9 protein-coding genes and 1 tRNA gene are annotated in these 12,892 nt (G+C 41.9%); 5 read left to right on the forward strand and 5 right to left on the reverse strand.

Going from position 1 to position 12,892, the window contains the following annotated elements; all coding sequences use genetic code 11:
• The first annotated feature begins 728 nt into the window (after positions 1 to 728).
• From pflB to pnuC, 5 genes are all read left to right on the forward strand, one after another.
• Entirely contained in the window at positions 729 to 3,044 is a 2,316-nt protein-coding gene (pflB, locus tag ZYMOP_RS08020; protein WP_013934821.1) for a formate C-acetyltransferase, read from the forward strand.
• Positions 3,028 to 3,822 (forward strand): pyruvate formate-lyase-activating protein, encoded by a 795-nt coding sequence (gene pflA, locus ZYMOP_RS08025; RefSeq protein WP_013934822.1) that lies wholly within the window; start codon positions 3,028 to 3,030, stop codon positions 3,820 to 3,822. Before pflB ends, pflA begins: the two co-directional genes overlap by 17 nt.
• A gap of 173 nt (positions 3,823 to 3,995) precedes the next feature.
• Positions 3,996 to 6,434: a TonB-dependent receptor gene (locus ZYMOP_RS08030; protein ID WP_013934823.1), complete on the forward strand. Its 2,439-nt coding sequence runs from the start codon at positions 3,996 to 3,998 to the stop codon at positions 6,432 to 6,434.
• A 44-nt stretch (positions 6,435 to 6,478) separates the two neighbouring features.
• Positions 6,479 to 7,627 (forward strand): phosphotransferase enzyme family protein, encoded by a 1,149-nt coding sequence (locus ZYMOP_RS08035; RefSeq protein ID WP_013934824.1) that lies wholly within the window; start codon positions 6,479 to 6,481, stop codon positions 7,625 to 7,627.
• Between the two features lie 140 nt (positions 7,628 to 7,767).
• The gene (gene pnuC / locus ZYMOP_RS08040) at positions 7,768 to 8,340 is read left to right on the forward strand and encodes a nicotinamide riboside transporter PnuC (RefSeq protein WP_013934825.1); all 573 of its coding nucleotides are present in this window, start codon (positions 7,768 to 7,770) and stop codon (positions 8,338 to 8,340) included.
• A 47-nt stretch (positions 8,341 to 8,387) separates the two neighbouring features.
• Here the strand turns inward: pnuC and ZYMOP_RS08045 are convergent.
• From ZYMOP_RS08045 to purF, 5 genes are all read right to left on the reverse strand, one after another.
• A tRNA-Lys gene (locus ZYMOP_RS08045) sits at positions 8,388 to 8,463 on the reverse strand.
• Positions 8,464 to 8,603: 140 nt separating this feature from the next.
• Positions 8,604 to 9,584 (reverse strand): DUF481 domain-containing protein, encoded by a 981-nt coding sequence (locus ZYMOP_RS08050; RefSeq protein ID WP_013934826.1) that lies wholly within the window; start codon positions 9,582 to 9,584, stop codon positions 8,604 to 8,606.
• A 24-nt stretch (positions 9,585 to 9,608) separates the two neighbouring features.
• The gene (locus ZYMOP_RS08055) at positions 9,609 to 10,079 is read right to left on the reverse strand and encodes an RNA pyrophosphohydrolase (RefSeq protein ID WP_013934827.1); all 471 of its coding nucleotides are present in this window, start codon (positions 10,077 to 10,079) and stop codon (positions 9,609 to 9,611) included.
• A 73-nt stretch (positions 10,080 to 10,152) separates the two neighbouring features.
• Positions 10,153 to 10,860, reverse strand: coding sequence for an SDR family NAD(P)-dependent oxidoreductase (locus ZYMOP_RS08060; RefSeq protein WP_013934828.1), 708 nt, complete (start codon positions 10,858 to 10,860; stop codon positions 10,153 to 10,155).
• Between the two features lie 137 nt (positions 10,861 to 10,997).
• On the reverse strand, positions 10,998 to 12,524 hold the full coding sequence (gene purF / locus ZYMOP_RS08065; RefSeq protein WP_013934829.1) for an amidophosphoribosyltransferase: 1,527 nt from the start codon (positions 12,522 to 12,524) through the stop codon (positions 10,998 to 11,000).
• Positions 12,525 to 12,892: the final 368 nt, after the last annotated feature.

Below are 12,892 nucleotides of genomic sequence, written 5' to 3' on the forward strand. Positions count from 1 at the left end.
TCAGGAAATGAAGGTTTAATGGGCTGTTCAGGTTTCATCCTCCTGAATACAAGCCGCTCCTCATATTTATTTTTGTATTGATAGCATTAGGCAATGAGTCAATAGAGAATTGAGAAGATTGCAAGGTTGATGTCTTTGCGAATATATATATTTACATCCAATAAGCTTTGTTTTTTAGATTAATTAAATTTAAATATATTTAATTTATATAAAATATTTTATTTATTGATATAATGATAAAGATTTATATTTTATTTTTATTATAAAAATTATTGTGTTTATAAATATATAACCTTTTTTAAAGATATTTTTTCACGGTAATTATCGTACGTTTACTTGAAATCTTTTGTAAAAAAAGACGATATAATGACATTTTTAAGGATAAAACGAGGCAAATTGAAATAAGAAGTTACTTTTACAAGATATTGAAAATAACGATTTTTGAAATCGGATTATTTCCTCAACGATAAAAATTACATTTTTGTATTTTTATATTTTACGTTTTTCTAGGGTATGTGATTTAAAAGTCATGATTTACCTGTAAGGTTTAAAATTTTTTTACAGGATAAGATTTTTTTATTTCAAATCTATCCTTTTCTTTCATGAAGCCTCGATAAAGAAAAGACTTATATTTTGTCATTTATTTTAATAATAGCTGTCAGCTATACAAGATTTTGCTAAACTGCAATTTATACACTGTCGATTATAGAGTCAAAGGTTGAAGCGACATGACCATTTCTACCCTTGAAAAGCCTGATATTACCGCCCGTAATAGATCAAAGGCTGAAAATCCTCTGATGGAAAGTGGCCTTGATCCATGGAGAGGATTTGAAGGGCGGAAGTGGCAACGAGAAATTGATGTGCGGGACTTCATTCTTGCCAATGTGACAAGCTATGAAGGTAATAGTGATTTTCTGGCTGATATTACGCCGCGTACTGCAAAATTATGGGAAAAGCTGAAGGTCTTTTTAGAGGCTGAACGCCAGACACAAGGCGGAGTCCTTGCTGTTGATACCTCTACTGTGGCGACCATCACAGCCCATGCCCCCGGATTTATTGAACGCGATTTAGAAGTTATTGTCGGCTTACAGACGGATGCCCCATTGAAGCGGGCTATCATGCCTTTTGGCGGCTATCGTATGGTTAAAAAAGGTCTTGAAGCCTACGGCTTTGAAGAAGATAAAAATTTATCTGCTATTTTTCCGACGCTTCGTAAGACGCATAATGATGGCGTTTTTGATGTTTATACCCCTGAAATCATGGCATGCCGCCGTTCCGGTATCATTACAGGCTTGCCCGATGCCTATGGTCGGGGGCGCATTATTGGCGATTATCGACGCGTTGCCCTTTATGGGATTGATTGTCTGATTGCAGAAAAGAAAGATCAGGCCAAAAATCTGGAGCGTAATCCTTTTAATGAGGAAACGCTGCGGTTGCGCGAGGAAGTCGCAGAACAGATAAAAGCGCTTCATGAGCTGGCCGCTATGGCTAAGGCTTATGGCTTTGATATTACCCAGCCAGCCGTGACCGCACAACAAGCGGTACAATGGACTTATTTCGCTTATCTTGCGGCTGTTAAAGAAGCAAATGGTGCGGCTATGTCCTTGGGTCGTGTTTCGACCTTCCTTGACATTTATATCGAGCGTGATCTTCAAGAAGGCCGTATCACTGAAGCGGAAGCGCAAGAATTGATTGATCAATTCGTTATGAAGCTGCGGATTGTCCGCTTCCTTCGTACTCCTGAATATGATCAGTTATTTTCTGGTGATCCAACTTGGGTGACTGAATCTTTGGGCGGTATGGCGATTGATGGTCGACCATTGGTAACAAAATCCAGTTTCCGTTTTCTGCATACCTTGGAAAATTTGGGACCAGCGCCAGAACCAAATCTGACCGTTTTATGGTCAGAAAACCTTCCCAAAGGTTTTAAAGATTATTGCGCTAAAATCTCGATTGAGACTTCCTCAATCCAGTATGAAAATGATGATTTGATGCGCTCTTATTGGGGGGATGATTACGGTATTGCCTGCTGTGTTTCCGCTATGCGCATCGGAAAGCAGATGCAGTTTTTCGGGGCACGAGCGAATCTCGCTAAAGCTTTGCTTTATGCTATTAATGGGGGTCGTGACGAAAAAAGCGGGGTTCAGGTTGCACCTGCTTTTGCGCCGGTTACAGGGGATGTCTTAGACTATGAAGATGTCAAACCCCGTCTGTTACAGATGATGGAATGGCTTGCCAGCGTTTATATTAATGCCTTGAATGCCATCCATTTCATGCATGATAAATACATGTATGAACGGATTGAAATGGCACTTCATGATCGTGACATCCTGCGCACGATGGCTTGTGGTATTGCGGGCCTTTCGGTCGCCGCCGACAGTCTTTCTGCTATTAAACATGCCAAAGTAAAAATTATTCGTGATGAGCGTGGGCTAGCCACTGACTTCGAAATCGAAGGCAACTATCCCGCTTATGGCAATAATGATGATCGGGCCGATGAGATTGCCATTTGGTTGGTCGAAAGCTTTATGAACATGCTGCGAAAGCAAACGACTTACCGCAATTCTGTGCCGACCCAATCTGTATTAACGATTACGTCTAATGTCGTTTATGGCAAAAAGACAGGCAATACACCCGATGGCCGAAAAGCGGGTGAGCCTTTTGCACCAGGTGCCAATCCTATGCATGGTCGTGATTTGAAAGGGCCTGTGGCCTCGATGGCCTCTGTTGCAAAATTGCCTTATGCCCATGCACAAGATGGTATTTCCAATACCTTCACCATTGTGCCGAATGCGTTGGGCATGAATAAAGACGAACGCATTGAAAATTTGACGGGTCTTTTGTCCGGCTATTTCGGTTCAGGCGGTCATCATATCAATGTCAATGTCTTTGATCGCAATACGTTATTAGATGCGGTCGATCATCCTGAAAAATATCCGCAACTTACTATTCGTGTTTCTGGATATGCTGTCAATTTTGTCAAATTGACCCGCGAACAACAATTGGATGTGATTAACCGGACTTTCCATGGCCTTGATAATTAAAAGACCATCAGCAGCCAGCCTCTCTGAAAAGGGGGCTGGTTGTCCCAAGGATATAGAAGGGCGCATCCACTCTACTGAAATCGGTGGAGCGGTTGACGGGCCCGGCGTGCGCTTTGTCTTATTTTTGGCGGGTTGTGCGTTGCGCTGCCAATATTGTCATAACCCTGATAGCTGGTCTTTGAAAAATGGCCGTCTGACCACTGCATCCCAAATAAAGGATGAAATCGCTTCTTATGCCCATTTCCTGAAACGGGCAGGGGGCGGTTTAACGTTGAGCGGAGGAGAGCCCTTAGTTCAACCTGAATTTACAAAGACTATTTTAAAAGCGGCAAAAGCCCTCGGGTTACATACTGCGATTGACACGTCCGGTTTTCTGGGCGCTCAGGCCGATGATGATTTATTAGCGGATACCGATCTTGTCTTATTGGACATCAAGGCTTTTAGCGAAAAACGTTATAAAGAGATAACAGGGGTTAATCTTCAGCCTACGCTGTCTTTTGCACGCCGTTTAGCGGCTATTAAAAAGCCCATATGGCTGCGCTATGTACTCGTTCCCGGATTGACAGATAATTATAATGAAATCGCCAATTTAGCTGATTTTGCCGCAACCTTGGGTAATGTCGAAAGAGTGGACGTTTTACCTTTCCATAAAATGGGTGAATATAAATGGAAGTCTTTGGGACTATCTTATCAGTTAGAAAAAACCCAACCACCCTCTGAGGCACAGCTTGCCAAGGTTAGGCAGATATTTCAGGATAATGGTTTAAAATTATCCTGATTTTCTATTTTGTTGAAAATTATTCGCAAGTTTCTTGATGCGTTTTTTATAATTAAACCTTATCATTCTCCCCTAAGTTTTATGAGATAAAATTTTTTCAAGCATTTTTGAAAGCTGATATTTCATTTTTTTAGCCTAACGTAACTGTAACATGTGACCGCTAAGGGGATGGGGTGACCTATCATTATGATAATGGGTCAGAATTGTTATTTCGTCGTTGGCGGAGGTTGATTTCGTCAGCGACCTCTTTTGTTGTAGGCATTACCACGACGGCTTACGGTCAGGCAGCCGTTGCCCAGTTACCGAAAATGACGGATTCAAAAACGACGGCCACCAATATAGAAAAAAATGACGGAGATATTATTGTCACCAGTCGTTCGGGCTTCCAAACCGCTAATGGTGTTTCGGGGGTCGAGATTGGGGGTGGTCTTATTCAAAAAGAAACAGCACCCAAATCGGTTAGCCATGTCTCTACCGATTTTATCCAAAAACAGGCACCTTCGGCTAATGCTTTTGATTTAGTAGCTTTATTGCCTGGTGCGAATGTTACAGCTTCTGATCCTTTAGGTTTTTCTACCCAAACGAATATCACGGTACGGGGGCTTAGCGGGGATGCTATCGGCTATGTGCTGGAAGGTATGCCGTTAAATGATGTCGCCTATTATACGGGCTATCCTACGCAATTTGCGGATAGTGAGAATTACCAACAGATTTCACTTGCCCAAGGCTCTGCTGATCTTAACAGTCCGGTTTTAAATGCCGCGGGAGGGGTGATGAATCTTACCTTCAGAAAACCGGCGGCTAAAATGGGCGACTATGCCGATTTTTCTTATGGTTCATACAATACCAATCGGCAATTTGTCCGTTTGGATACAGGAGAAATAGGCCACAGCGGTGTCATGGGTTTTGTTTCTTATTCCCATGCCCGTACCGATAATTGGCGTGGGCCGGGATATGATGAAAAACAGCATGTCGATTTCAAGCTATTAAAAGAATGGGATAACGATAATCACGTTTCCTTATTAGGTACATGGAACAAGGGCATTACCAGTTATTACCCCCAAGTCGATAAACAAAGCTGGCAGGCTTATGGTATTTCGGGGTCTAATAATCTGAACGGTCGTTTCAATCTCAATAACGATGCTGCTGGAGCGGATTACTGGCGTCTTTATCGCGCTCCCGAAGAAATATTTTATCTGGCAGCACCCACTAAAATTTCACTTTCGAACAAAGTGAAACTCAATATTACGCCTTATGTGCAATGGGATCGCGGCAATGTCCCCGCTGGATCAACACTTAGTGAAACAGGTCTTTGGAATGGGACTGATCCTGTTACTGGCAGTATTACTTTACCCAATGCCCAAGAGGGAAATGCTACTGTCCGCTCTAATTATACGCAAAAATCCTCACGCGCAGGTATCAATGCCAGTATAGAATGGAAAATCAAAAACCATGATTTTACCTTTGGCTATTGGTATGATTATTCTTCCGATAAAGAACAAAATACTTTTACGCCCGTTTCGGAAACAGGTTACGCCCCTAATATATGGGCCGATCATCGTCAGACTATTATCAATCTTCCTGAGGGTTCCCCTTTATTAGGGGCTGATAATCGCACCCATACCTATGTCAACGCATTATATGCGGGCGACCATATAACGCTTCTTCATAAGAAACTGACCCTTGATATTGGTTTCAAAGAAGTCATTATGACACGGCACGGTTATAATTATCTTCCCGGCCCACAGCATAAAGCGAATTTCACAACCTCTGAACCTTTGCCTCGGCTAGGTATTCGTTATCAGATAAACCCTGAAAATCAGGTTTTTTTCAGTGCTTCTACTAATTTTCGTACGGCTGACGAGACCGCACTTTATAATAGTTATGATCCTACAAGTGGAGATTTACTGGTTACAGGTAATAAAAACCTGAAAAATGAATATTCAATCTCAGAAGAGTTAGGGTATCGTTATACGAGTAATAGGATAATCGGCAGCCTTACGCTGTTTAATTATAATTTTTCTAATCGTCAGATTCAGACGGTTATTGTTCAAAATGGTTCTCATATTCAGTCAACGATCAATGCGGGTAATCAGGTTTCCCGCGGTATTGATGTCGAAATTGGGCTTTCCCCTTGGCATCATCTTAGCCCTTATCTTTCAGGAGAATATCTTTCTGCCCATCAGACGGATAATTTAGCAGTCGGTGATGACTTTTTATTAACAAAAGGCAAAAAGGCTATCCGCAGCCCTAATTTCCAAGGTTCGATAGGTATTACCTACGACGATCATCATTTTTTCGGCATGGCGAGTATGAAATATACGGGCTCTCAATACAGCAGTTTTTTAAATGACGAGCGTATTCCGGCTTATGTGACAGGCAATTTGGCTATAGGGTACCGCTTCACACAAGAAGCCTTCCTTAAACATCCAGAATTGCGACTTAATTTTATTAATATTGGTAATAATCACTATTTATCCGGTGTTGCGACACCTACCGCCAATGCACAAGACAGTATCGGTAAAAATGGCACGGTTATCTCTGGAAGTGCTCCCCAATATTATATCGGTGGGGGTTTTGCTGTGCTTTTTTCCGTGAGTAGCGCATTTTAACGCCATAAAATTATTATCATTCGGAAAGAGAGCCATCCGCCATTATGATCGAGGAGAAGGACGGGCATAAAGTCGGTCAGTTTGGGGTTTCGGGTGTCCAATCTGAAAGGGATTGGCCTTATCTGAGCTTTGCAGAAATCGCTGCCATAGTTTCTTCTTATAACGCCATAGGCTGTCTTAAAGAAATCTTATGGCATAGTCGGCGGCCTTATTCTGCAGCGGCCCTTATTATAACGGATCGCAACCAGAAATTTTTTATAAAGCGTCACCATTATCACCTGAGAAATAAATCTTCTTTAGAAAAGGAACATGCTTTCGCCCGTCACCTCTCGCAAAAAGGCTTAAGTATTAGTCAGGTTATGGTCACCGCTTCCGGCGAGAGTGTTATATCTCAAGGTGAATGGTGTTATGAGATTCATGAACCCGCTATAGGGGAAGATATTTACCGCGACGTGATGTCATGGGAACCCTTCTTCTCTATAGATCATGCCTATGCTGCGGGGGAAATGCTCGCAAAATTTCATAATGCTGCCCAAGGTTTTAAAGCGTCTTCCCGCTGTGATCAATTACTGATTGCCAGCGATCATAGTCTTATGCAGCCTGATTTTATGTCAGCCTTAGTCAATAGGACAGCAACCCAAAAAGCCTTAGAAAATCAGCTTAAGGAAAAATCTTGGCAGAAGGATATTGAAGCGGTCATTTTGCCTTTTCATCAACAATTAAAACCCTTTCTTCCCTTGATCAAACCTTTGTGGGGACATGGGGATTGGCATAGTTCCAATATGACATGGACAGGAAAGGGAAAAACAGCCAAAGTCGCTATGGTGTTGGATCTCGGTATGGCGGATTACACTTCCGCTCTTTTCGATTTGGCGACCGCACTAGAGCGGAATGTTCTGCAATGGCTATTGCTCGATACGCAAAAAAATATTGTCGTTTACGACCAATTGGAGGCCTTTCTTTCGGGATATAAGTCAATAAGACCACTTACACGCACAGATAAGCAAATTTTGGCAGCCTTCTTACCTTTGGTACATGTTGAATTTGCCTTATCTGAAGTCGTTTATTTTGGGGCGTTATTAAAAGATTATGCCTCAGCTGATATTGCCTATTACCAATATTTATTAGGCCATGCGCGTTGGTTTTCAGAGAAAGAAGGGCAGGCTTTGCTACAATGGATAGCCGCTTTTTAAAATTTGAAATTTCAAAGGCAGAAGCCCTAATTTTTTATCAGATTGTGGATAAAAATAATTTTTACCTATGAAGACTATAATTTAATAGCCCACCTTTAAAAAACAGGCCATGGATGCAGCTTTTATAAAAGAGGCCGATCTTGTCCATTTTAGAATTGCTGGCGGTTATTACCAGCCTCTGCGGGATAGGTTTTTCGGCTAAACAACATAGAATATGCTGGATTTTTTATCTGGTATCTTCGCTGCTCTATGGCAAAATATTTTTCTCCATAAAGTTATATGCTGATTTTATTCTGCAAATTATCTTCAGTCTTTCCAGTCTCTATGGTTGGTATAGCTGGCGAAAAGTGCAAGATTCGATAGCGGCTATATCGATTCAGCCTGTTTCTCATCAGAATTTACTAAAAGATATTGTATTAGGTGGTTTAGCGGCATCTCTGTTCGGTTATTATATGAACCGTTATACTGACGATGCCCTGCCATGGTTGGATGCTATTTTAAGCTGTTACAGTGTTGTCGCCCAGCTTTGGGCGGCCAAACTTTATAAAGCCAATTGGTATTTATGGATTGCTGTCGATGTTTTTTATACCGCTTTATTTTTCTATCGCAGGCTTTTTTTAACCGCAGGTCTTTATATAATTTTTATTATAGTCGCCTTTATCGGACTTAAAGAATGGCAATCTGTCGAACGGCTTCAAGCTCAAAAGTCTTGATATGAAGCCTTGCCAAATAAAATTGGATGAGTTTTGTAAGGAAAAATTGGTGGACGCACTTGGGCTCGAACCAAGGGCCCGCTGATTAAGAGTCAGCTGCTCTACCAACTGAGCTATGCGTCCACTATTTCCAGACTAAGCGGTTAGTCTGTGCCCGCGCTATTAACAAAAAAAAGCAGCTTTGCAAATCATTTTTTCAAAAAAGTAACTTTAAAACAGCTGTAGCCGCTTTCTTTCTCTAAAAAACGGCACACTACCGCTTTCTATTTTTTCTTTCCTAAAGAATAAGCAAAGGTAATACGACTTGTGGTATCCATAGGCTTGGTACCTGAGGAGACGTCTTTTTCATAATAGACGCTAAAGGAAATCTTCGTTGAAAGATTGCCAATCAGTTTAGTCTCAAGGGCTGTCGTCGAACTAGCGGTAATATCGCTGCTTTCAAAAAAGATAGAGGAATCTTCAGAAAGCGTTACAAGAGGGGATAGTTTCCATTTTGTCGTAAAGGAACCGCGCATGGCGGCGGTATCTTTAATGCGATGTCCCGAAGCTTCATTATCATCAATAAAAACAGTATGCCGGAAAGCTGGGCCGCCTTCAACTGCCAGGGCTAGATTCGGTTGATCGAACACCTTATAACCAACACCAGAACCCCCTGTAATACGGGTACGATAACCCAAAAACATATCACGCTCGAACAAAGCAAGTCCGTAGACATATAAGCGTTCATCGAATTTATAATGGGGTTGGTAAGAGGCTGTGAAACGTTCTGTCGAGGTAATCCCATAAGTACTTTGAAAATCGGCACGCGTTTTAATACTGTGGCTCCAGTTGATACCATTCCGATCTAAGGAAACAGCTCCATAAATAGCTGATTGACGGGTATTACCCGTCATCTTTGCTCCCCCTAACTCAACACTGCCTTTCCAATATTGAAACATATTAGAGTCGGCGACTTGGCGAAGTTGCTGCCGTTTTTTTTCAGCATCGCGGGCAGCCACTTTCGTTTTATAATCGGCCACCATAGCATCAATTTCGCCAGCACTATCCGGCACCGTTTTTTTTGCAATGAGGACAATCGCCTTCACTGTTTTGGGATCGTCCAAATCGAGCGCACGTGAAATCATTTGCTGAATAAGTTTAGGAGGCTCTTCAGCCAAAGCCTCGGTGGTTATGGCTGAAGATAGAATAAAGATACCCGGAGAAATTCCGAAAAGTAGCCAAGGCGAAGTTAGCCTGGAATGCAAATTTTCCCTCCCAAGATTGTGTATTCATTGGATTTTTGTTGAAAATTCTGAAAGTAATTTTTCGTAAAGAGGTTTCTTAAAATCAACAATGACATCGGGTAATTGTTTCGGCTCAATCCATTTCCATGCTCGAAATTCAGGTTTTTCCGTGTTGATATTAATATCTTCATCCCTGCCTAAATAACGTGCCAAGAACCATATTTGACGTTGCCCAACATATTTGCTTTTAAAAAAACCTGCCTGCATATCTTTGGGAAAATCATAACTCAGCCATTCTTTGGAACGGCTGATGATGGCCACCATACGTGCTGGAATATGGGTTTCTTCTTCTAATTCACGTAAGACACCGACTTCAGGGGATTCATTGGCTTCCAATCCGCCTTGTGGCATTTGCCATGCATCCTCTTTCATGTCATTCCGTGCTGCTACAAAAACAAGGTTATCCTTGTTCAATAACATAATGCCAGTACCGGAACGATATTCAAGTTTATCCATAGTAAAATCCCCTTTATGCTATAAGAATGAGGCTAAAATAACAAGAAAGAAAGCCTGTATTTACTAACAGAAATTAAATGATACCCTGCCATCCATTCTTATAATCTTGCTTTATCAGTTTTATAATATGCTCAGCCGCGTCTTTCGGTGAACGTAATAAATTTTGATCTTCATCCGGAAAAATGCGCTTCCGCGTATCAGTCGCCACAGGCTTTAATTCAGCTAAGGCGAGTTTGATAGTGTTTAATGCCTCATTCTCAGCACTGTAACATAAAAGCAGGCTCTCCATGGCGCGTTTAGAAGCCCTATAGCCCCCGCCATAAGCGTTTATGGAAGAATCTTCGGGAATCGTTAATCCAATGACACGAGCCGAAGCACTTTTTTGTAGTAAAGAATGAAAAGAACTTAATAAATTTTGTTGCGCTACAGCATTAACCGAAAGCATTTGTGTAAGAGAAGAGGACGATAGATCTGTAACAGAGGTAGGTGGATCAAAGCGTGCAGCGGCTAAAACCATAATATCAAGCGCTGGCCAGCGTCCTGCAACAGAAGCAGCAAGATGGCGACAACTGCCAAGATTGGTAATATCCATCGGCGCTATAGTCGCCGATCCCCCTTTTTGGTAAATACGTTCTTCCACATTTTCTAAATCACCCGCTGTACGAGCAACTAAAATAACATGGGCACCTGCTTCCGCTAAGGCTTCTGCAGTGGCGGCTCCAATCCCTCGACCTGCCCCGGTTACCAGGGCAATAGGGTGTGTAAAAGGAAGCTTAGTCATGCTTAGTCATATGCTAAGGAGATTGTTTTCATTCGATGAACAGAAACTTTTACTGTCAGCCTATAGGGCAAAAAGAAAGGGGCTAACTCTTAAAAGTTACCCCCTTATTCAACTGTATTTTTAACGGTGACAGCCCTTTAGGCGATAGCCACTTGTTCTGAAAGTTGAATCAGCTGTTCCGATGAACTTAATTCGCCCTGATCGGTAAGCGGGGTTGGATAAGCACCCGTAAAGCAAGCATCACAATATTGAGGATGTTCATTGTTACGTCCGGCCTCTCCGACCGCACGATAAAGACCATCCATCGAAATGAAAGCCAGACTGTCGGCACCGATATATTCGGCCATTTGTGCTACCGTCATTTGCGCTGCCAGCAATTTTGCCCGTTCTGGAGTGTCAACGCCATAAAAGCAGCTATGACGGGTGGGGGGGCTAGCAATCCGTAGATGAATTTCCTTGGCACCTGCATCTTTGAGCATGCGCAGGATTTTGATGCTGGTTGTACCTCTGACGATAGAATCGTCGATTAAAACCAACTTTTTGCCTTCAATCAAAGCGCGGTTAGCATTGTGTTTCAGCTTAACACCTAAATGGCGTACCTGATCCCCCGGTTGAATAAAGGTTCTGCCCACATAGTGAGAGCGGATAATCCCTAGTTCAAAGGGTAATTCAGATTGCTGTGCATAGCCGATAGCCGCTGGTGTCCCAGAATCCGGCACAGGGATAACCATATCCGCATCTACAGGATTTTCGCGGGCTAATTCTATACCAATTGATTTACGGACAGAATAAACCGAGGTGCCATCAATCAAAGAATCTGGGCGGGAGAAATAAACATGTTCAAAAATACAAGGCCGTGGCCGCTGTTTTTTGAAAGGATGAATAGACTGCAACCCTTTTTCCGAGATGATAATCATCTCTCCCGGTTCGACCTGACGAATGTAGGTTCCACCGATAATATCAAGTGCAACGGTTTCTGACGCGCAGACAAAGGCATCCCCGACACGCCCTAACACCAAGGGTCGGATGCCCAAAGGATCACGACAGGCAATCATGCCTTCTGGTGTAAGGCAAACTAAGGAATAAGCGCCTTCAATTTGCTTTAGGGCATCAATGAAACGGTCCAGCAAGCTGCGATAGCTAGACGTTGCGACCAAATGAATAATGGTTTCCGTATCGGACGTGGACTGAAAAATAGAACCATGCCGAACCAGCTGATGACGTAGGGTCACAGCATTGGAAATGTTACCATTATGCGCAATGGCAAAACCACCAGAGGCCAATTCAGCATAAAGCGGCTGAACATTACATAAGGTGCTTTCACCTGTGGTTGCATAGCGCACATGGCCAATAGCACAAGGGCCGGGCAAGCTGCGGATAGCATCGTCCCGGTCAAAATTGCCAGCAACATGGCCAACAGCGCGACGGGAGTGAAAATTTTTCCCATCCCAACTAGTAATACCGGCGGCTTCCTGTCCCCGATGCTGTAAAGCATGTAGTCCAAGAGCTACGACGGCAGACGCTGTATCAGCACCCCAGATTCCAAAAACGCCACATTCTTCATGCAGATTATCGTCTGATAACCCGTCTTGAGAATGAGATGTTTCTGTAGTCGAGGCATTGATAGAGTCGGAAAAGAGTTCGCTCGAAAAGCTAGGCGACATATTTCGATCCGGCTGAAATTATCAGGTTTGGATATAATACACTTTTTTGTAGGATTTGTCGCGTTTCTTCTTTACATTTTGGATGGAGCAATTTTTCTTATTAAAAATCATTTTTAAAAATAAAAATTTCAAGTTGAAATTTTTTAATATTTATATTTTAATAATTAATTTTTCTATCAAGAAAAATTAGGATATATTTTTATATAAAAACGAATTAATAATTTTTTATTGGTTAAAATAATGCCATAATTATATTGTCTGATATTTATTTTGGTAAATATTCTTTGTTTTATAAATTGTTTTTTATTTTATTCATAAAAATAGGCTATTACTCAATTATAGCAATCATTATGTTATCATTTTATTAT

The sequence above is a fragment of the Zymomonas mobilis subsp. pomaceae ATCC 29192 genome (genome assembly GCF_000218875.1).
In the GTDB taxonomy this organism is placed as follows: Bacteria; Pseudomonadota; Alphaproteobacteria; order Sphingomonadales; family Sphingomonadaceae; genus Zymomonas; species Zymomonas pomaceae.